This window comes from Acidisoma sp. L85 (genome assembly GCF_009765865.1).
Classification (GTDB): domain Bacteria; phylum Pseudomonadota; class Alphaproteobacteria; order Acetobacterales; family Acetobacteraceae; genus Acidisoma.
Window position 1 is genome coordinate 45,617 of the sequence record NZ_LMUQ01000018.1, and the last position, 20,177, is coordinate 65,793.

General features: G+C 64.8%; 17 protein-coding genes. 4 read left to right on the forward strand and 13 right to left on the reverse strand.

The window, feature by feature from the left end; genetic code table 11:
• Positions 1 to 30: 30 nt before the first annotated feature.
• From GSQ83_RS03145 to GSQ83_RS03160, 4 genes are read right to left on the reverse strand one after another with little or no spacing between them, the layout of a single operon-like run.
• Positions 31 to 936 (reverse strand): UPF0280 family protein, encoded by a 906-nt coding sequence (locus GSQ83_RS03145; protein ID WP_158801396.1) that lies wholly within the window; start codon positions 934 to 936, stop codon positions 31 to 33.
• On the reverse strand, positions 933 to 2,405 hold the full coding sequence (locus tag GSQ83_RS03150; protein ID WP_158801398.1) for a 6-hydroxynicotinate reductase: 1,473 nt from the start codon (positions 2,403 to 2,405) through the stop codon (positions 933 to 935). The genes GSQ83_RS03145 and GSQ83_RS03150 overlap by 4 nt, the downstream gene beginning before the upstream one ends.
• A complete protein-coding gene (locus GSQ83_RS03155) occupies positions 2,402 to 5,956 on the reverse strand; it encodes a molybdopterin cofactor-binding domain-containing protein (protein ID WP_158801400.1) in 3,555 nt (1,184 codons plus the stop codon). The genes GSQ83_RS03150 and GSQ83_RS03155 overlap by 4 nt, the downstream gene beginning before the upstream one ends.
• The gene (locus GSQ83_RS03160) at positions 5,953 to 6,426 is read right to left on the reverse strand and encodes a (2Fe-2S)-binding protein (protein WP_158801402.1); all 474 of its coding nucleotides are present in this window, start codon (positions 6,424 to 6,426) and stop codon (positions 5,953 to 5,955) included. Before GSQ83_RS03160 ends, GSQ83_RS03155 begins: the two co-directional genes overlap by 4 nt.
• A 195-nt stretch (positions 6,427 to 6,621) precedes the next feature.
• Here GSQ83_RS03160 and GSQ83_RS03165 point away from each other — a divergent pair, with 195 nt between their 5' ends.
• On the forward strand, positions 6,622 to 8,682 hold the full coding sequence (locus tag GSQ83_RS03165) for a hydantoinase/oxoprolinase family protein (protein WP_158801404.1): 2,061 nt from the start codon (positions 6,622 to 6,624) through the stop codon (positions 8,680 to 8,682).
• The gene (locus GSQ83_RS03170; protein ID WP_158801406.1) at positions 8,679 to 10,427 is read left to right on the forward strand and encodes a hydantoinase B/oxoprolinase family protein; all 1,749 of its coding nucleotides are present in this window, start codon (positions 8,679 to 8,681) and stop codon (positions 10,425 to 10,427) included. The genes GSQ83_RS03165 and GSQ83_RS03170 overlap by 4 nt, the downstream gene beginning before the upstream one ends.
• A 194-nt stretch (positions 10,428 to 10,621) precedes the next feature.
• Here the strand turns inward: GSQ83_RS03170 and GSQ83_RS03175 are convergent, their stop codons facing one another.
• Positions 10,622 to 11,518 (reverse strand): LysR family transcriptional regulator, encoded by an 897-nt coding sequence (locus GSQ83_RS03175; RefSeq protein WP_158801408.1) that lies wholly within the window; start codon positions 11,516 to 11,518, stop codon positions 10,622 to 10,624.
• A gap of 146 nt (positions 11,519 to 11,664) precedes the next feature.
• Between GSQ83_RS03175 and GSQ83_RS03180 the strand changes: the two genes are divergently transcribed.
• Together GSQ83_RS03180 and GSQ83_RS03185 are read left to right on the forward strand one after the other, a co-directional pair.
• Positions 11,665 to 12,363, forward strand: a complete 699-nt coding sequence (locus tag GSQ83_RS03180; protein WP_158801410.1) for an SDR family NAD(P)-dependent oxidoreductase — start codon at positions 11,665 to 11,667, stop codon at positions 12,361 to 12,363.
• A 245-nt stretch (positions 12,364 to 12,608) separates the two neighbouring features.
• Positions 12,609 to 12,917 (forward strand): MFS transporter, encoded by a 309-nt coding sequence (locus tag GSQ83_RS03185; RefSeq protein ID WP_216849890.1) that lies wholly within the window; start codon positions 12,609 to 12,611, stop codon positions 12,915 to 12,917.
• A gap of 240 nt (positions 12,918 to 13,157) precedes the next feature.
• Here GSQ83_RS03185 and GSQ83_RS03190 read toward each other — a convergent pair whose 3' ends face one another.
• From GSQ83_RS03190 to GSQ83_RS03225, 8 genes are read right to left on the reverse strand one after another with little or no spacing between them, the layout of a single operon-like run.
• Positions 13,158 to 13,853 (reverse strand): HpcH/HpaI aldolase/citrate lyase family protein, encoded by a 696-nt coding sequence (locus GSQ83_RS03190; RefSeq protein WP_158801412.1) that lies wholly within the window; start codon positions 13,851 to 13,853, stop codon positions 13,158 to 13,160.
• Positions 13,850 to 14,764 (reverse strand): NAD(P)-dependent oxidoreductase, encoded by a 915-nt coding sequence (locus GSQ83_RS03195; RefSeq protein WP_158801414.1) that lies wholly within the window; start codon positions 14,762 to 14,764, stop codon positions 13,850 to 13,852. Before GSQ83_RS03195 ends, GSQ83_RS03190 begins: the two co-directional genes overlap by 4 nt.
• Entirely contained in the window at positions 14,761 to 16,179 is a 1,419-nt protein-coding gene (locus GSQ83_RS03200; protein ID WP_158801416.1) for an amidase, read from the reverse strand. Before GSQ83_RS03200 ends, GSQ83_RS03195 begins: the two co-directional genes overlap by 4 nt.
• Positions 16,180 to 16,186: 7 nt before the next feature.
• Positions 16,187 to 16,384 (reverse strand): hypothetical protein, encoded by a 198-nt coding sequence (locus tag GSQ83_RS03205; RefSeq protein ID WP_158801418.1) that lies wholly within the window; start codon positions 16,382 to 16,384, stop codon positions 16,187 to 16,189.
• Positions 16,381 to 17,367 (reverse strand): oligopeptide/dipeptide ABC transporter ATP-binding protein, encoded by a 987-nt coding sequence (locus tag GSQ83_RS03210; protein ID WP_158801420.1) that lies wholly within the window; start codon positions 17,365 to 17,367, stop codon positions 16,381 to 16,383. Before GSQ83_RS03210 ends, GSQ83_RS03205 begins: the two co-directional genes overlap by 4 nt.
• Positions 17,360 to 18,337: an ABC transporter ATP-binding protein gene (locus GSQ83_RS03215; RefSeq protein ID WP_158801422.1), complete on the reverse strand. Its 978-nt coding sequence runs from the start codon at positions 18,335 to 18,337 to the stop codon at positions 17,360 to 17,362. Before GSQ83_RS03215 ends, GSQ83_RS03210 begins: the two co-directional genes overlap by 8 nt.
• Positions 18,334 to 19,227, reverse strand: a complete 894-nt coding sequence (locus GSQ83_RS03220; protein ID WP_158801424.1) for an ABC transporter permease — start codon at positions 19,225 to 19,227, stop codon at positions 18,334 to 18,336. Before GSQ83_RS03220 ends, GSQ83_RS03215 begins: the two co-directional genes overlap by 4 nt.
• On the reverse strand, positions 19,224 to 20,177 hold the full coding sequence (locus GSQ83_RS03225) for an ABC transporter permease (protein ID WP_158801426.1): 954 nt from the start codon (positions 20,175 to 20,177) through the stop codon (positions 19,224 to 19,226). The genes GSQ83_RS03220 and GSQ83_RS03225 overlap by 4 nt, the downstream gene beginning before the upstream one ends.

The following is a 20,177-nucleotide window of genomic DNA, read 5'->3' on the forward strand; positions in this document are numbered from 1 at the left end:
CTGGTCACCTTGCTTCATCGGAACTCGGCCCTAGGCATCTACCAATCGCGCAATGCGGCGCGGGATCGAAACTGCCGGCAACATCGACGTGGCAACACTGCGACCGCTGAGATGAAGCGCGGCCGCCACGATCTCGCCTTCCGCCGCCAGACGTTCTGCAAGGCACAATCCACACGCCAGTGCTTCGTCAATTTCGCGACTGGACAGCCGGCCGACACCGCAAGTGACGAGAATTTCGCCGAGGTCGCTATCGGGTTGGATCGTGCTCGCCGGTCGGCGAAGAATGTTCGGATGCGCAGGGAGATCGACGGCATTGGCGATCACGGTAGCAGCCGCGTCTGCCGCGGCCGCCGTCACCGCCAAGACCGTCACCGCATCAGCGATGCCGCGTGAGAAACTCCGGCCCCGCCAGCCACTGGTGGCGATGCCGCGTATCGTGTCCGCATGATCGATCGTGAGGTTCCCGAAAAAATCTGGGCCGTTGCGCTCCGGCAATTTTGGGCGCGAGACCATGCCGACGGTCAGGCTCTGCCGCGGTCCAAGATGCACAGCAATGTCACCGCCATTGTTGACACAGGCACGACTCAGGGGCGCGGCCTCGGTCATGATCGCGAGCATGGTCTCCGCCACGGCGCCTGCCACCGCCGCCATCGGCGTGATAAAGCCGAACCGCGTGAAAGGCGAGACAGCGGCACGCATGCGGCAGGCAATGGGATCGACAGGCCAGGGCACATTGGAAGTGACTGGCGCGCGCACCAGCGGCAGTTCCGCGCATAGCCGATCGAGCACTGTCGCGAAGGCCCGCACCGCGGCGTGATAGGCGGTGTCAACGGCATGCGCCGTACCTTCGGCCAACAGGATGAGGTCGATCGGCCCATCCTGAAGATGCAGACGCGGCGTGCCAGACCCGGTCATCAGTCGCGCGGTGGCCCTCATTCCCGAGCCCGTGGTTCCAGCGGCGCCCAAGGCCAGGGATTCTCGGCATTCGCCTTGACGTGGCGCGGTGTGCCATCAAGCACTAGCGAGGCCGCAGGCCGCACATGGTCCATGTGCCCACCCATGGCGGCAAACTGCGTCAACGGCATGGTGAACTCGATCGGCGCGACCAAGGCGGGCGTCGGGACGTAGCCGAAAGCGTTCTCGGGCAGTCGCGTCACATCGACCATGAATGTGATACCTCCGCCTGGCCAAAGATAGACCGGCGCGCCGCCGCAGGTCAGCCGAGTGATACCCTCCGACACAGCTCGCGTCAGCCTCACTGGATTGTCGGTGACACCGGCGCGCAGCGATCCTCCGGCGCCACCGACGAAGACCACGCTGCACAAAGCAGGCTCGCAATTTTCGGCAATGCGTTCGACCGATTGCACGAGAACCTCGGGAAGCGGATGCGCGATCGGACGCAAAGCCTCGTCCAACTCGTAATAGGCGGAATGTTCGCCGGTGGTGCTGACCATCAGCATCCGCATGCCCGCCCGCGCATGCTTGGGGTCAAAAGGTTCAAGGATCGACAGAGGATCCGAAATATCGGTGCCGCCCCAGCCAGTGCCGGGATGCGCCACCTGAAAGTAGCGGCCGGGCGTGGAACGCCGTCCGCGCATGCGAATGCCGGTCGGTGGAATGTCCAGCATCTTGCCCGCCTGATGCTCGGACAGCACGCCGGTAATGTGGTCGTCTACCACCACCACCTCGTCGATCTTGCCAACCCATTGGCGGGCGAAGATGCCGATCGTCGCCGATCCACAGCCGACACGCATGCGATCTTCGGCCACGCCGTTCACGACCGGCGCACGCCCCGCTTGCACGATTACGCTTGCTCCCGTCTCGATCGTCAGCTCGACCGCCTTGCCATTCGAAAGATCGAGGAGCGTCTCACAGGTGACGCGGCCTTCCTTCTTGCCGCCGCCAGTCAAGTGGCCGACACCACCAAGAGACAGCATCTGCGAGCCGTATTCGGCGGTAGTCACATGCCCCACGGGCTCACCCTGGGCGAGCACCAGCGCGCGCTCGGGGCCGAGATGCCGGTCGGTGTCGATCTTCACCTTCACGCCGCAATAGCTGAAGATGCCCTCTGTAACGACGGTCACCATGTCGACGCCTTCGACCATGGTCGAGACGATGAAGGGCGCCGGCTTGTAGTCCGGATAAGTCGTGCCAGCGCCGATCGCGGTGACGAAAGTCTCGGCGCCGCACACCATCCGGCCGTCCCACTCCACGCTATCGCCAAAGGGAACGACAGTACCGCCCTGGGCAACCGTGCGTTCCAGCAGCACCAGAGGATCGACACGGACCAGCATGCCACCGTCATTGGCATAGCGGTCGCAGGCGCCAGCGGTACCCGGCCGGATATTGCACATGACCGGGCAAGCATCGCAGCGCACGATCCCCGGGGCGGATGCTTCGCTCATGATGCGGAGGTCTCCGCGCGTAGCCGCGCGATGCGGGATTGGAGAGCAGGCCATGCCGGCTTGCCCGGTGCGAATTGGCGCCGCAGGAAGCCCACAAGATCCGTCAATTGGGCGTCGTTGAGCGTTTCGGCGAAGCCGGGCATGGCGCCCAGGCTCTTGTTCGCCGGTGTCTGGATGCCGTTCAGGATCACTCGAATGAGGTTGTTGGGTGACGCGCTGTGCAGGTTGCTGTTGAGCGCAAGATTCGGCTGCACGCCGAATTGCGGCATCACGGCGGCCTCATGACAGACAGCGCAGGCGTTTTGATAGATTCGCGCGCCTGGACCGCCCGAAATTCGCATAGCACCTGTCGTGGAGGCTTTGATCTCGGCCACCATCCGCGCCTCCGTCTCGGCCGTCACCGGCGCCGATTGGCTGGAGGCGAGGTAGTGAGCCATGGCGAGGAGATCGGCCTCCGGCAAACCAGCAAGTTCCTGAATGACGGGCGCCATTGGTCCGGCCGCAGGACCATGCAACGCGGAATAACCGGTTCGGAGGTAGACGAAGAGTTCGCCCTCGCTCCAGGGGATCGGCGCATGGGACAGGCCCATGAGCGGTGGCGCCTCCCAGCCGTCGGCGACCGCGCCGCCCATGGGGCGAGAGGCCCGCTCGGCACCAAGCAGGTTGCGACCCGTGTGGCAGGCCCCGCAATGGCCAAGACCCTCCACGAGATAGGCGCCGCGATTCCATTGCGCCGAGCGGATCAGATCCGGCTGGTAGGCGCCAGGCCGATGGAACAGGAGATTCCATGCGGCCATGAGTGGGCGCAGACTGAAAGGGAAGGCCAATGCCGTTTGCGGCGCCACCGAACCGACGGGCGCTTGCGCCATCAGATAGGCGTAGATCGCTTGCAGGTCCGCATCCGTTGCGCGGGTGAAATCGGTATAGGGAAAGGCGGGGTAGAGGTGGTGGCCATCGCGGCTGACCCCGTCGCGCATGGCGCGATCGAAGGCCGCATAGGACCACGTGCCGATGCCAGTACCGATATCGGGCGTGATGTTCGGCGTGTAGACCGTACCGAACGGCGTTTGAATGCCCAAGCCGCCAGCGTAAGCAGCGCCGCCGGGCACAGTATGGCAGATCGCGCAGGCGCCCAGGCCCGCCAAGACCCTGCCCCTGGCTACAGCGGCGGCGGAATAGAGCGAGGTATCCGCTGGGGCCACGGGTGCGATGGCCGCGCGCAAGGGAAGCGCCATCGTCGCGAGACCGACCAGGCCTGCGAAACCCGCGCCCAGCGCGGCCCAGAAACCGCGCCTGACCTTGCCGGGAGGTTGCGCGGGCGTGATTCCCGCCGCCTCAAGACCAGCGCGCACACGCTCCGGCGTGAAGGGTAATTCCCGGAAGCGCACACCCGTCGCGTCGTAGATCGCATTGGCGATCGCCGCCGCGCTGGGGACGGAGGCGGACTCGCCCACGCCAAGCGGCGGCTGATCAGGGCGCGGCACCATCAGGACATTGATGACCGGCACCTCGGGGAAGGTGATGATCGGATAGGTGCCCCAGTCACGCGTCGCGACGGCGGTGCCCGTGAACGCCACCTCCTCCTTCAGCACGCGGCTGACCGACTGAATGACATTGCCGTGGATCTGATGACGCACTCCGGCCGGATTGATCATCAGCCCGGAATCCTGGCCGACGGTGACGTGCGTGACCGCGACCTCTCCAGTCGCTTTGTTAACCTCGACATCCGCGACCCAGGCTGACCAGGCGGCGCCATAACCGGGGAATTTGCTATGGACGTAGAGCGCGTAGGCGAAACCGCGCCCTCGCAGGACATCGCCATCCCCGCCCGCGCTGCCGGGCTCGGTATGCGGTACCCAATTGGCGCGTTCGGCGACCGCGTGGATCAGGTCGACGGCGCGTTCATCCTTCAGGTAGCGCAGGCGAAAGGCGATGGGATCGACACGCGCCGCCGCCGCCGCCTCGTCAATCCAGGATTCGTGCGCGAAACTATTCGGCATGGATGAGACGCCGCGCAGCCACGAGGCGCGGACGATCGGCGGCATGTCATGCGCCACGACACGCATATGCTCGTAGCCATAGGGCGGAATCGCGGTTCGGTCGCCCATTTCGGAAATGACAGGAACAGGCGAAATGGCGCCGGTGAGCAAGGCCGCCAGGATCGGCGCGCCGTTGGACGGATACCGCACCGAGAAATCGTACCCAACGACGCCGCCCGCGGCATCGAGGCCTCCGCCAACTTCCATGAGCTGCGCGGCGCCCTTCGGCTCCCAGGCATGCTCCTGCTCGCGCGTGAGCTGCACGCGAACCGGGCGGCCAACCGCACGTGACAACAGAGCGGCATCGGCGCTGACGTCATCGGCGCAGTTGCGGCCATAGCAACCGGCGGCCTCCATGCGGATGATTTCGACCCGCTCCTCTGGGAGCTGTAAGAGACTGGCGATGTCGGCGCGCAACACGTGCGGGTTCTGAGTACCTGACCAGACTGTCAGCCCGTCCGGCCGGAAATCGGCCAATGAACAGGACGGACCGATTGAGCCGTGCATCTGATAGGGCCAGACGTAGGTGCGTGGCATGGGCAATGCGGCGCCGGCGATCGCCGCATCCACGTCACCGCGGTTCATGAGAAGCCGCGGCGTGCTCGGGTTGGCGCGCAAGGCCGTCTGAATCTGGCTGAGATCGGGCAAGGATGGCGTCGGCTTCCACGACACCGTCAGGCGCTGCGCCGCGAGGGCCGCGTGTTCCTCGCGCTCGGCAACAATTCCGATGAAGTCGCCGATGGTGACGACCGCCAGGATGCCGGGGATGCCGGCCAAAGAAGACTCATCCACCGCGATCAGGCTGGTGCCGACGAAAATCCCGCTATCGAGCCCCGCATAGGGTGGCCGCACGACACGGCCATGCGCCATGCCAGCCACCCGCATGTCATGCACATAGACGAGCTGGCCGGTCGCCTTCGCCGGAAGATCAACACGCGAGACAGGCTGGCCCACCACACGGTAGCCCGCGACCGGTCGCAGCGGCGCCTCGGGATCGATCCGCACCACTCGCCGTTTGCCCGTGATAAGCTCTCCGTAGGAGATCGACAGGTTGCCGCCTTTCGGCGTCAGGACGACTCCATCCTCCACCCGCAACTCGGAGAGCGAAACACCCAGCCGATCCGCGGCAAGCGCCAACAAGGTCTGCCGGGCAGTGGCGGCGGCCTGGCGCAAGGGAACGGCGGTGATCTGGATGGTCTCGCTGGCAATCGTCGCCCCTTGGTTAGGAGTGCGGGAAGGATCACCAAGCACGACCGTCACGCGGTCGAAGGCGACATCCAACTCCTCCGCGACGATCTGGCCCAAAGCCGTGCCGATGCCCGTGCCGAGATCGACATGACCGTTGAATGCCGTGACGTGGCCATCCGCCCCGACCATGACAAAGATTTCGACATTCTCTTCACCGTCCGGCAGCGAAGAGGAGGCGTCCGGTAAATCGCGCACCACCAGCAACACGTCATGCCACCGCATATAGTCGCGGCGATCACGCGGAAGGTCGGGCTGCGCCGTCATCTCACGGGCGCCCCAGACGCCGCGCGCAAGGCGGCGCGCATGATTTCGACATGGGCGCCACAGCGGCACAGGTTGTAGCGAAGTGCCTCGCGTATCGTAGCCTCGGCGGGATGCGGATCATGCCGCAGCAAAGCTTCGACCGTCATGATCATGCCGTTCAGGCAATAACCGCATTGCGCACCCTGCTCGGCGACGAAGGCGGCCTGCACCCGATTCGGCGCGGCAGGCGAACCTAAGCCCTCCAAAGTCGTGATTTCGCGGTTTTCGGCCAGTGCCGCCGGCAGACAGCATGACCGCGCGACCAGGCCATCGATCAGCACCGTGCAGGCACCGCATTCCCCGAGGCCGCAGCCGTATTTCGGCCCGTTGAGGGCCAGATCGTTCCGAAGAATGAAGAGCAGCGGTGTCTGCGGATCGATCTCGACGCTGTGGGAGCGACCATTGACGCGGAGCGAAACCGGCCGCGTCACCCGACGCGTCCTATTCGCTTCCGGCTGAAGGTGCCACCACCCGTCATGCCCAACAGCGTTCCTTAGTACACAAACGATCTTGTTGCCCGCTTACCGGCGCTGTCAACCTCAATCCGGCATCGGCACCCTCCGCCGCTTTACCCCTCCCCGTCGCCGTCCTAGTCATTGGTGTACAAACGATCGGAGCTTCCGCTCATGAGCCGACGCGTGGCCGGGATCGATGTGGGCGGGACCTTCACGGACCTCCTGTTGTTCGAGGAGGATGAGTCGGGCAGCCGTGTGCGTTTCGCCAAAGTTCCGACCACCACGGAAAATCAAGCCGAAGGCGTCCTGCAGGCGATCCACGCTGCCGGCGTGACGGCCGCCGGCCTCGACCTCGTGATCCACGGCACGACCGTCACGACGAATGCGCTGCTGGAGCGCAAGCTTGCCCGCGTCGGGTTGGTCACGACGGCGGGGTTCCGCGACACGCTGGAGATCGGGCGCCGTACGCGGCCCCGCCCCTACGGCCTGTTCGGCGTCTTCGAGCCGCTGGTGCCACGGGACCTGCGCCTTGAAGTGCCCGAGCGCATGAATGCCGCAGGCGAGGTCGTGACGCCGCTCGATGAGGCGGCGGTCGAGGCGGCAGTGCGGCATTTGCTGGAGTCCGGCTGCGAGGCGCTCGTCATCCATTTCCTCCATTCCTATGCCAACCCGGCGCATGAGCGCCGCGCGGGGGAGATCGCGGCCCGGCTTTGGCCGAACAGCTACGTCACGCTCGGCCACGCGCTGCTGTCGGAGTATCGGGAATACGAGCGCGGCACGACCGCCTCGGTCAATGCCGCCGTGCAGCCGGTGCTCGACCGCTACCTCGATCGCCTCGTGCAAGGGCTGCGCCGGGACGGCTTCACCCATGAGTTGCTGGTCATGAACGGCAATGGCGGCACGATCGCTGCTCCGCTCGCGGCACGGGAAGCCGCCAAGACTGTGATGTCGGGCCCGGCCTCCGGCGTCATCGCCGCCGCGGTGACGCTGACCCAGTCCGGGGTGGGTGACGCTGTGACCTACGACATGGGCGGAACCTCCACCGATGTTGCGCTCATCAGCGGCGGACTCCCCGAGGTTTCGGCTGAGTTGACCATCGATTACGGGCTGCCGATCCATGTGCCCATGGTTGATGTCCGCACTATCGGCGCGGGCGGCGGTTCCATCGCCTGGCTGGATGCGGCGGGAATGCTGCGTGTCGGGCCAAACAGCGCCGGCTCGACGCCTGGTCCGATCTGCTACGGGCGAGGTGGCACGCTGCCCACCATTACCGACGCCAACCTTGTGCTCGGCCGCCTCGATGCCGCGAAGCTCATGACGGCGGCGAATCCCGTCAGCGTCGAGACCATACGCGCCATCTTCGAGGCGATCCTTGCCCGGCCGCTGGGCTTGTCCGTGGATCAGGCGGCGGCGGCCGTAGTGGCACTTGCCAATATCCACATGGTGGGAGCGATCCGGATGGTGTCCCTGTCGCGCGGCCGAGATCCGCGCGACCTGACGCTGTTCGCCTTCGGCGGCGCCGGGCCGCTGCATGCGGTTGCGCTCGCGGCTGAACTCGGCATTCCGGAAGTGCTCATTCCGGCGCGGCCGGGGCTGACCAATGCGCTGGGCTGCCTGGTCGCCGACCTGCGCCAGGACTTCGTGAATACGGTGAATGTTGCGCTGGACGTAGTCGAGATGGCGGCGGTGCATCGCGTGTTGGCTGATCAGGTGAAACGCGGCGTCGCGATCAATGCCGCCCAGCAAGGCGAGATCCAGTTCACCGAGATTCGCCATTCGGCGGATATGCAGTTCCGCGGCCAGACCCATCTCATCCGCGTGGCGATACCCGATGCGGCAATAGGACGCGATACACTGCAATCGCTTTTCGAAGAGGCTTACTTCGCGCGCTTCCAGATCCGCATGCCGGAGATCCGAGCAACACTTGTGAACCTCAATACCTCCGTCACTGGCCGCCGCAAACCGTTTCCGATTTCCTCACTTCTCGAACTTTCGGCGAATACCGGCGATGCGATGACGGCGCGAACGGGTTCGCGGCCTGTCTTCGCGGACGGACGCTGGGCTGACACACCAATCTTCCGGCGCGAGGCGCTGAGCGTGGGTGCTGCCGTAACGGGACCGGCCGTTATTGAGCAACCCGATGCCACGACCTTTGTCGAGCCTGGTGCGCGGATGCGCGTCGATGCTTTTGGCAATCTTCGGATCATGACCTTGGCAGGCCTAAACCAATGACCGTGAGCTTCGCTACCGATCCGCTGACCCTGGCGGTCATCGAGGCCGGATTGCAGCAGGTCTGCAACGAGATGGACCTTGCCTTCTCCCGCTCCGCCTTCTCGCCGGTTATTGCCGAGGCCGACGATCGTTCCGACGGGATCTACGACCGCCACACCGGTTCCCTCATCGCGCAGGGCGAGCTTGGCTTGCCGGTATTCGTCGGCGTGATGCAAGCCTCGACCGGGGAGATCATTCGCCTTATCCGCGAAGGCCGTGTGGCAGCACCCGAGCCGGGTGACGTCTATATCGTCAACGACCCTTATCTCGGCGGCACGCATCTGATGGACGTGCGCTTCGCCATGCCCTTCTTCCATGAGGGCGGATTGTTCTGCTGGCTGCAGAATACGGGACACTGGCCGGATACCGGCGGCATGACTCCTGGCGGCTTTTCCGCTCACGCGACGGAGTCCGAACAGGAAGGGCTTCGGCTGCCGCCCGTGAAGCTCTTCAAGAAGGGGATCCTGGATCAGGAGATCCTCTCGATCATACTCTCCAATATCCGGGTAGCCGACCAGCGTATCGGCGATATCAAAGCACAAGCGGCCGCGCTCAAGATGGGCGAGCGGCGATTGACGGAGCTGCTCGCCCGCTACGGCCGAGACGTCGTGGAAAGCGTCATCGGCGAAATGCGTGAGCGCGCGAGCAGCCTTATGCGCGCGAAACTCGCCACCGTGCCGGATGGGCGCTACGAGAGCGAAGCCTCCATCGATTCAGATGGTGTCGTCAATGAACCGCTGCGCATCGCGCTGACGATGACCAAGGCGAACGGTGTTTTGAGTTTCGACTTTTCGCGGTCGAGTGCGCCGTGCCGTGGCCCGATGAATTCGGTTTTCGCGACGACGCTCTCGTCTGTTTATCTCGCCGTGCGGCATGTATTTCCGGATGTGCCGCTGAACGCCGGGGCGTTCGAGCCGCTGCGCGTGTTGCGGCCTGAAGGCACCTTCCTCGACGCCCGGTATCCGCGGCCGGTCTCGGGCTGCGCGGCAGAGGTTTCCCAACGCATCGCGGAGGCGGTCTTTCTGGCGCTGGTTCAGGCTGTCCCGGATCTGGTGACTGCTGCGCCCGCCGGCACCTCCGGCAACTTCGCGCTGGGAGGCTTCGATCCCGGGAAGGGCACGTCTTACGTGATGTATCAGATCTCCGGCGGCGGCTACGGCGGCAACGCCCAGCATGACGGCCTTACGAATGGTTGCTCGACCATCGGCATTTCCAAGACCACGCCCGTCGAAGTGCTGGAACAATACTATCCCGTTCTCTTTCGGCGCTTCGCCTTGCGAGAAGGTTCAGGGGGTGCGGGCGCGCATCGCGGTGGGTTTGGCGTGCATTACGAAGTGGAGTTGCTGCGCGGCGAGGCGCGTGCCAGCTTCGTCATGGACCACGGGCGCTTTGGACCACCCGGCGTGCTGGGTGGGAAAGACGGCGCGCCGAACATCGTCCGCGTTCATCGCAACGGCGTCGTATATACGCCCGAGCATCTCTCGAAGGACCAAGACATCCAGATCGCGGCGGGTGACCGTGTAGAAGTGCTGACGCCGGGTGGCGGGGGCTACGGCGATCCGGTGTCGCGTCCGCAAAGTCTCGTTGAAAGGGATAATCTACGTGGATATTACACGCAGATCGATTCGCGCGCGTTGTGGCCGATGGCCAGCGTAATAGAAAATACTAATCTCCCACCTTATGAAACGAAAACCAAACGACCATGAAACAGGCGCATTGATTGTTCATGCATGGCTTTTGGGTGAGACGCACCGTCATCAGTGTTCGTGGCAGTATGTTCGTGGACCATGGATCGGGGCGCTTCTCAAAGCGTGCGAAAGCTCCCCGAGCTCCCGTCCGATACTAACGACCGTGCAACTCTCGCATCCATCCACAAAGACGGCCGGCTACGACTAATACGTCAGCGCATGGCGGGATTTGCGGTAAGGAACTGTTGCTCCAGAAAGTCGATGAACGCGATGACCCGCTGGCTGAGCAAGCCTGCCGTTGTCACAGCATACAGGTTCGCCTCGCCGACCGAAAATACATCAAGCGCGGTCGTGATCTGGCCGGCGCTCAACTCCTTCCGGATACCCAAAGCGCCTCTCCGGATGATGCCGCGTCCCGCGAGTGCCCAGTCGCGAAGGGCCGCGCTGTCGTTGGCAACGCGATCTCCTTGAACGCGGACCGACATCGGCTTGCCATCAACCAGGAAAGGCCAGGCGGCGGACGGTGCGTCGGGGCGTGCGTGTACAAGGCAATTGTGCTGCGCAAGATCATCCGGCTTCTGGGGCATGCCCCGCGCATTCCAGTAGGCCGGCGCCGCGCACACGACTCGGCTGACCCGCAGCAGCAAGCGCGCTTTCAAGGTCGAGTCAGTCAACGGGCCGAAGCGTAGGGCGACGTCGATTTCGTGCCCTACCAAATCGACGACATCGTCCGCGAAATGCAGAGTGATCTTTACTTCCGGATGTTCGAGTAGAAACCGGTCGACGACAAGCGCTAGCCCGTGCCAGCTAAATTCCTGCGGAGCGGTGATCTTGATCGGGCCTCGCAATGGCCCATTGTGCGCACCCGCGATCGCCGCATCCCAGTCGGCTAGGATACGTCGCGAGTCAGACAGGAATTGCCGCCCCTCGTGAGTGAAGGACAACCGCCTGGTGGACCGGGTGATGAGGCTTGCTCCGGCCCGCTCCTCGAGCTGCTTCAGCGCGACCGTAACCGTCGATGTGGCCACGGACTCGAGGCGAGCCGCTCCGGACAGGCTGCCGGTCTCGGCGATGCTGACGAAAAGGCGCAAGGCCTCAATCGTGTCCATTTCTCGCGGTTCCCGAAAGGTGAAATCGAACCAGGCCTGATTATCACAGGTGGCGAAACAAACAATATTCCGGCCTCACACCTTGGACCGCCGACCGCCATGCCATGCGGAACCGCGGCCAAGATATTTCCTGGAAAGACAAGATCATGGCTAAGGTCGTCATCGTCACCGGCGCTTCGCAGGGCATCGGTGCTGAAATCGTCAAGGCGTTTCGAAGGCTCGACTACCGCATTGTCGCGACCTCGCGCACGATCGAGCCGTCTGAAAATCCGAACATTCTGACCGTCGCAGGTGATATCGGCGATCCCGCGACCGCCCAGCGCATCATTTCCGAAGCGGTCGCGCGGTTTGGCCGGGTCGACACGCTGGTAAACAACGCTGGCATCTACATCGGCAAGCCTTTCACCGAGAACACCATTGAAGACTATAACGCCGTCATGAACGTGAACATGGCCGGCTTCTTCCACATCACCAAGCTGGCCATCGCCGAAATGGAAAAGCATTCGAGCGGCCACGTGGTGAGTGTCACCGCCAGCATCGAGAACGGCATCACTGGCGCGCACATGGCGCTGGCGGCGCTGACCAAGGGCGGCCTGAACGCCGTCACCCGGGCGCTGGCGATTGAATATGCCAAGCAGGGCATCCGCGTGAACGCGGTCGCGCCAGGCGTTACCAAGACGCCGATGCATCCTACGGAAAATCACGAAATGCTGGGCACTTTCCATCCGCTGGGCCGCATGGGCGAAGCAAGCGAAGTCGCCAGCGCCGTCGTGTTCCTGGACTCGGCAGAGTTCGTCACGGGAGAAATCCTGCACGTCGACGGCGGCCAGAGCGCCGGTCGCTAAGCGAGTCCAATGGAGCCTTTGCGGTTATCGCGAAGGGCTCCATTAGCCTTCCTGCAAAGGCAACCTGGAATGTTCCAGACCCCTTTCACCCGGTGCAGAGACTGACCATCCGTGCGCTTCAGCTTCTCTTCGCAAGAGGACAGCTTCCGCGGCCGCGCCGTCTCTCTGATACGCTGAACGATGCATCGCCACCGACGCAGTTGGGATTCAGGCCGGCAATTTTCAGCACGCCCATAGGAACCGATTTGCCTCCAACATCAAGCCCGGCGGCGGTGCAACAGTCGTCCCTGGCGGTGCTGCTAGCCAGCAGCTTCGCCTTCATCATCGTCCAGCTGGACGTCACCATCGTCAATGTCGCGCTGCCCAAAATGGGCGTGGAGCTGGGCGCCCAGGTCAGCACCCTGCAATGGGTGATCTATGCCTACACGCTCGGCTTCGCCAGCTTCTTGCTGTCGGCCGGCGTGATTGGCGATAAATTCGGCGCCAAGCGTGCGTTCCTGAGCGGATTCGCCCTGTTCACTGGCCTTCCTCGATTCCACTTGCGCCCACGATAGTGCCGGCCCTGACCACGTCGATCTTGTTCAGCGTCGAAAGGCATCTGGCCGGGACGGCATCGGCCGTGCTGAACACAGCGTGCCAGGTGGGCGGCGCGACCGGGGTCGCCATCTTCGGCGCCATTGTGGCGAGTGGCACCGGCGGGCGGTCATGGGCGGTGTACGGAGTGCAATGCTGATTGAAGCACTTAGTCTGCGATGCGGCCGGAACTTCTGTTCGGATTTCTGATCGCTGACAAACTAGGCTAGCGTCTTCGCCATTTCGGCCGCTTCAAAGTAAGACGCGCCGAGTTTCGCATATTCGTTCAGATGATTGTACAGAAGCGTGACCCCGCGCGCGCGCCAAAATCCGACGTCCGACGCTGTGACAAGCATGCCGGCAGCCTTGCCAGCTGCGGTCAAACGCCCGACGAGACTTTCGATAACCGCGATGACGGCAGGGTCGCGATAGTCTCCGCCTTTGCCTAGACTTTTCGCGAGATCGACTGGCCCAATGAAATAGGCGTCGATACCAGGCAATTCGATCAGCGCGTCAAGAGCCTCGGCAAGACCGGCGGTCTCCACTTGCATGATGACGATCTTGTCTTCGGCGTTGGTCGGGAAGCAGTATCGCACCGATTCGACGACCTCGCGCGCCTGCGGCACAGTCTCCACACGCGGCACGACGATGCCGTGAATGCCGCGCAGCATATAGCGCTCGATGACCCACGGCTCGGGCGCGAAGATCCGCACCAGGGCGCAGAGCCCGGCGGCGCGAGCGGCGCGGGCCATGTCCTCGACGCGCTCCGCCCCCGGGCTGCCCTGCTCCATGTCGATCATGACGGCATCGGCGCCAAGGCCGCCGATGAACTCCACCAGACTGGGTGAAGGATGATCGGGGTTCATCATCACGACGCGTTCGCGCGCTAGCAGCCGCTGCTTGAATGTCCGACTCATGGCCATTCTCCAAATTCCTGACCGTTTTGCCGCCGGTAAGCCTGTATCACGCTGGAGTCCGTAATCCCGCCCCCCTCGCTCGCCAGAGCCGAGGCGACGACGCGGGAAACCGCACGTGCAAGCGGTATCGCGCATGCGAGAGAGGCCGCCTCCGCGAGGATGATCTGGAGGTCCTTCTCAAAGATCGCGAGCCGCGGCCCGCTCGTCGCGTCGCCGCTCAACATGATCGGTGCCTTCGTCTCGAACATTCTCGAAGTGCCGGACGAGGCACAGATGATTCGATAGAGCAGCGCGGGGTCGAGCCCCGACGTCATGCCAAGAGTCAGTGCCTCGGCCGTCGCGACGATATGCGTCGCGGTGAGAAGCTGATTGACCATCTTGGCGCGGGAGGCGTCGCCCGCGCGGCCGCTGACCTCGAAGATGTGCCTTGCGATCACCGGCAGAAGCGGGCGGACCGCGGCCATCGCCGCCTCATCTCCGGCGATGATGGCGGCGAGCTCTCCAGCGGCGGCCCCCGCCGCGCCGCCGCTGACCGGCCCGTCCAGCAGATGAGTGGCCGAGGCCAGCAGCCGGTTCGCGGTCTCTTCGGCAAAAGCCGGCGGCACGGTGCTCGCGAGCCACACGGTCGCGCCGCCGGGTATGCCAGCGGCCGCGCCGTCCGGGCCGAAGAGCGCCGCCTCGGCCTGCGTGGCGTCACGCACAATGACCAGGAGAACCTCGCAGTCAGTAGCGGCCTGGAACGGCGTCGCCGCCCGCTCCGCGCCCAGCCGCACCAGGCCCGCCATCGCCGCCTCGTCCGGGTCGTAGGCGCGAACCTCGTGGCCCGCGGAAAGCAGTCGGGCCGCCATCGCGCTCCCCATGGCACCCAGCCCGAGAATGCCGACCCGCATTGCCAAGACGCCCGCCGTCACGCGAATGGCGGCCTCGCACGGTACCAGCCCGCCGCCTGTTCATAGGCATGGGCGACGCGCAGCACTGTCGCTTCTTCGTGCCAGCGTCCGGCGATTTGCAGCGCGAGCGGCAAGCCGTCGCCGTCGAACCCGGCCGGCACCGAAATCGCCGGCTGGCCGGTGATGTTGAAGGGCGGACAATAGCGCGTCAGCGACCCCATGAGGTTTTCCTGCACGTTCGCGACCGTCACCTCCTCGGCGCCCACCGGCCAGGCGGGGAAGGGCACGACCGGCATCAGGATCACATCAACCGACCGCATCACCGCCTGATAATCCGCGATGATCTTCTGACGCACCCGATGCGCGTGAACATATTCGACCGCCGGCATAAACGCGCCCTGCCGCACCAGGCTCAGCACGGTCGGCGAGTAGTCCTGCGGCCGCGTCTTGAGATAATCGCGGTGGCTCTCGGCCAGTTCGGACGCCGCGATTGCCCACATGATGGTGCGCGACAACAGATGGTCCGGCAGATCGACCTCGACGATCTGGGCGCCCTGCTCTGCCAGCGAGGCGATCGCGGCGTCGCAGGCGGCGCGCATCTGCGGGTCGATGAGCTCGCTCGCCTGCAGCTTCGGCACACCGGCGACGATCCCACGCAGCCCAAGCCCCAGATCCGCCGTGACATCCGCCACGGGACGGCGGGAACCCGCGGGGTCGCGCGCATCGGGGCCCGCGATGGCATTCTGCACGAGCGCCGTGTCGCGCACGGTACGCGCGAAGGGGCCGACGTGATCGAGGCTGTAGCCCGCCGGTACCACGCCCGCACGGCTGACAACGCCATAGGTCGGCTTCAGCCCGACAATGCCGCAGGCGGCCGCTGGCAGGCGCACGGAACCGCCGGTATCCGTGCCCAGACTCGCATAAGCAAGCCCGGCCGCGACTACGCAGGCGGGACCGCTGCTGGAGGCGCTGCAAGTCCGGTCGGTCTGCCACGGATTGCGGACTTCGCCGTAATCCTCGTGCACGCCGCCAAAGGCGAATTCGTAGAGATTGGTCTTGCCGAGGATAACCGCGCCAGCCTGCTTCAGCCTTTGCACGACGGTCGCGTCCTCATCCGGCACCCAATCCGCCAGGATGCGAGATCCGGCCGTGGTCCGAATGCCGCGTGTCGCCATATTGTCCTTGATGGCAACCGGCACGCCGTGCAGCGGTCCGAGGCGCAACCCGGCTTGCGCCAGTCGATCCATACGCTCGGCCTGCGCCAGCGCCGACTCGGCCAGCACGGTGATGAAGCAATTGAGCTTCGGATTGAGCCGCTCGATCCGGTCGAGCATCAGCCGCGTCACCGTCACGCTGGTGATCTCGCCCTTCTCGAGCCGCGCGCTGATCTCGCTCAGCGACGTGAAGGGGAGATCGGTATCCGTCTCGGTGCTCATCTCCGCCTCACCAATGATCGATCGGGAGCGTGACAGATGGCTCGAAGCCCGTGACATGCACGGCCCAAAGCGCGGCGAGGCCCGCGAAACCTCCGGCCAGTTGCTCCGCCAGAGTCGCGGCCTCTGCGGCACTCACCTTGATGTCGATCATCTCCGCATAGCGCTGCACCGCCTCGGCGGTGACGGCGAATTCCGGCTGCGTCATCTTCGCGCTCCCTCTACTGGTCCAGCCCTGGCGGCAATGCGGCCGTGACAACTTACCTGACGTCCCGCCCCAAACGGCAGCAACATCGGCACGACTGTGCGACATTGCGGCTGCTCCAGGCTGCAGACTCCCGCGAAGCGGCAGCCGTCTGACGCCACGACCTGAACGCGGTCGCCCTTCGCCAAGCCACCGCCCCGCAGCGCGATCTCGGGATCACGGAGCGCCAGAAGAGACGCGGTGTAAGGATGCAGCGGCGTTGCGAACAGATCGGATGTGGTCGCCGTCTCCACGACCTTGCCGCCAAACAGCACCAGCGCCTCGGCGGTCAGATGGCGGACCACCGCCGGGTCGCTGCTGATGACGACATAGGTCAGTCCCAGCGAACCGGCGAGATCAACCAGCAGATTGAGGATCTGCGCGCGAATGGAGACATCCAGCGCCGAAACCGGCTCGTCGAGCAGCAGCAGGCGCGGCCGCGTCGTCAGGGCTCGTGCGATGGCAAGGCGCTGGATTTGTCCGCCGGAGAATTCATGCGGATACCGCGTCATCTGCGACGGTGGCAGCCCCACCTGCTCCATCGCGGCACCCACGGCACCCCGCAGCTCCGCAGCGCTGAGAGCACCATAGCTCAGCAACGGCATGCCGATCCCATCCATAACCGGGCGCATCGGATTGAAGGAGCCCTGGGCGTCCTGGAAAACCAGGCCGATATGGCGTCGCGCCCTTTGCCAATCCCCCCGCGAGGCCCGGGCAAGATCCATCCCGGCCACGCGCACCGCGCCGGAGAGGGGCCGCATGAGGCCCGTCGCCACGCGGCACAGCGTCGTCTTGCCAGCACCGGAGTCACCGATAACCCCGAGCGAGCGATCCTGCATCACACGCAAACCCACGGCATCGAGTGCCCGGGAGGCGCCCGCCCGTCCGCCACCCCGGCCATAAGTCGCCGTCACCGCCTCGAGTTCCAGCAGCGGCGCGTCAGTCACGTCGCGCTGCCGGGTCGAGGAGGTGGCAGCGTGCCTCGCGCGCGGGGCCCGCCGGCAGAAGCGCCGGCATCTCCTCGCATGCCGCGAAAGCATGCGGGCAGCGCGGCCGGAAGCTGCATCCCGAAGGCAGCGCCGCAAGATCCGGCGGCGTTCCCGGCAGCTCGAACAACCGTCCGCCCTCGCGCTTCTGCAACGCCGAGAACAGCAGGCCCTGCGTGTAAGGATGCCGGGGATCCGAGAAGATCGCCTCGGCCGGACCCTGCTCGACGATGCGGCCAGCATACATGATGACGACGCGATCCGCGATGCGGCGCACCACGCTGAGATCGTGGCTCACCAGGATCATCGCGAGCCCGGTCTCCCGACGCAGCTTCTCCAGCAGCGCGAGCACCTCGATCTGGCTGAGGAGATCGAGAGACGTCGTCGGCTCATCGGCGACCAGAAGGTCGGGCCGGATAAGCAGAGCGAGCGCGATGCTGACACGCTGCGCCACACCGCCGCTGACCTCATGCGGATACTTGTCCAGCACCGCCTCGGCATCGGCGATGTTGCAGCTCTGTAGCGTCTGGATGACCTCCGGCCGCAACTCCCGCCAGGGCTGCGGCAAGTGCGCGCGCAACACCTCCGCTATCTGCGCACCCATTCTGTATGCCGGATCGAAGGACAGGCGCGAGTTCTGGAAGATCATGCCGATCCCCCTCCCTCGTATATGCCGCAGCCGCTTCTCCTGATGCGGCCGCAACTCCTCGCCCTTGAAGGTGATCCGGCCACCGACATAGCGCGTCGGCGGCGAGGGCAGCAGCCAGGACAGCGACATGCAGGTCACGGTCTTGCCGGAACCGGATTCACCGACAATGCCCAGGGATTCGCCGGATGAGATGGCGAAGGAGACATCCTCCACGGCATGCACCTCGCCCGACGGCGATCCGAAACGCACCGTCAGGCCCGAGACCTCCAGCAGCGCAGTCACAACCGGGTCCGCAGCCGGGGATCGAGCGCCACGCGCAGGCCGTCGCCCACGTAGTTGAACGCCAGGGCGATGATCACGATGGCGATACCGGGCACGGTGGAAACCCATGGCGCGCTGTCGAGCGAATGCATGCCATCGGCGATCATGGCGCCCCAGTCGGGCGTCGGCGGCTGTGCGCCAAGGCCGAGGAAACCGAAGCCGGCCGCGAAGACGACCATCGCGCCCATATTCGTCGTGCCGTAGACGACGACAGCGGGAATCACATGCGGCAGAATTTCGCGCCAAAAAATGCGCCCGTCACCAAAGCCGGAGACGCGCGCGGCTTCCACAAAAGTCGCGGAACGAAGCTGAGCGGTGGTCGTGCTGACGACACGCGCGATATAGGGCGTGATGACGATGGACATCGACAGCACCACCGTCGGCAGCCCGCTGCCGAGCGCCGCCGCGATCGCGATGGCGAGCAGCACCATCGGTATCGCGAACAAGACGTCCAGAACACGCATCACCGCTTCGCCAACGGTGCGGTGGTAGTATCCACCGATCATCCCGAGAATGAGGCCGATGATCCCCGCGACGGCGACGGGAATAATGGCTTCCGGAAAGGCGAGCCGGGCACCAAAGAGGATACGAGCCAGCATGTCCCGCCCCTGTGTATCGGTTCCCAGGATATGCCCCGGCGAAAAGGGCGGCACGAGGATGTTGTCGTCGTCGCCCTCAGTCGGATCGTAAGGCGAGATCAGCGGCGCGAGGACCGTCACGATGACCGCGAGGAGCAGCACGACAACCCCTACCACCGCCATGCGGTCGCGCATAAAGGCGGCCAATGCCTGCCGCCGGGCCGATCGCGGCAGTTCTCCCGTTACGGCCGGCGCCGTGGTCGCGGCGCTCACGATCGCGCTTCTCGTGGATCGAGCGCCATACGGGCGAGATCCGCGACGAGATTGACGAAAATGAAGGCGGCCGAGACGATCAGTACCGCCGCCTGCAGCGTCACGTAGTCGCGCGCCTGGATCGAGGAATAGATCAGATAGCCCAGGCCGGGCCAGCCGAAGACGACTTCCACGAAAAGAGCTCCACCGAACAGGAAGCCCACCTGCAGCCCGGTAATATTGATCGCGTCGGGTAGCACATTGCGGAAGGCATGCACCACTACCTGCCGCCATCGCGGCAGACCTCGCGCCCGGGCCGCCAGGATATAGGGCTGCACAAGCGCCTCCATCATTCCCGAACGCACGATGCGGGCGATGACGGCGAGCGAGATGATCGAATTCGCGAAAGCCGGCAGGATCAGATGTTTGAGAACGCCGAGAACCGTCGGAGGCCCGAGCGGCGAGGCCATGCCAAGCGCCGGTAGCCAGCCGAGCCGGATGGCGAAGAGATAGATCAGCAGCAGCCCAATCCAGAACACCGGTGCGCTGGCACCAATCAAGGTCAGCAGCATCGCGAGACGATCGTACAGGCTGCGGTGGTAGAGCGCCGTCGTTATCCCAACCATCAGGCCGAGCACGACAGCATAGAAGAGGCTGCCCGCTGTCAGGATCAAAGTATGCTCCAGCTTCGGAAACAGCAGCGCCGTCACCGGCACGTGGAATTCGGTCGAAGTGCCGAAGTTTCCAGTGACCGCGCGCTTAAGCCAGATCCAGTATTGCTCCGGCAGCGACCGGTCGAGACCCAGTTCCTTCGTGACCGCCGCGACCGCTTTGGGATCCGAAGCCGCCATGCCCAGCATTGCGAGCGCCGGACCGCCCGGTACCAGATGCAACAGGCCAAAGGTTACGAGCGAGACGCCGATCAGCGTCGGAATAATCGAGAGGACACGCTGGGCGGTATAGGCGAGCAC

Coding starts and splice junctions, on each gene's coding strand:
- GSQ83_RS03200 (WP_158801416.1), bottom strand. CDS start 16,179: ATGAGCACCGAGACGGATACCGATCTCCCCTTCACGTCGCTGAGCGAG.
- GSQ83_RS03180 (WP_158801410.1), top strand. CDS start 11,665: ATGGCTAAGGTCGTCATCGTCACCGGCGCTTCGCAGGGCATCGGTGCT.
- GSQ83_RS03165 (WP_158801404.1), top strand. CDS start 6,622: ATGAGCCGACGCGTGGCCGGGATCGATGTGGGCGGGACCTTCACGGAC.
- GSQ83_RS03150 (WP_158801398.1), bottom strand. CDS start 2,405: ATGAGCGAAGCATCCGCCCCGGGGATCGTGCGCTGCGATGCTTGCCCG.
- GSQ83_RS03155 (WP_158801400.1), bottom strand. CDS start 5,956: ATGACGGCGCAGCCCGACCTTCCGCGTGATCGCCGCGACTATATGCGG.
- GSQ83_RS03145 (WP_158801396.1), bottom strand. CDS start 936: ATGAGGGCCACCGCGCGACTGATGACCGGGTCTGGCACGCCGCGTCTG.
- GSQ83_RS03170 (WP_158801406.1), top strand. CDS start 8,679: ATGACCGTGAGCTTCGCTACCGATCCGCTGACCCTGGCGGTCATCGAG.
- GSQ83_RS03175 (WP_158801408.1), bottom strand. CDS start 11,518: ATGGACACGATTGAGGCCTTGCGCCTTTTCGTCAGCATCGCCGAGACC.
- GSQ83_RS03205 (WP_158801418.1), bottom strand. CDS start 16,384: ATGACGCAGCCGGAATTCGCCGTCACCGCCGAGGCGGTGCAGCGCTAT.
- GSQ83_RS03190 (WP_158801412.1), bottom strand. CDS start 13,853: ATGAGTCGGACATTCAAGCAGCGGCTGCTAGCGCGCGAACGCGTCGTG.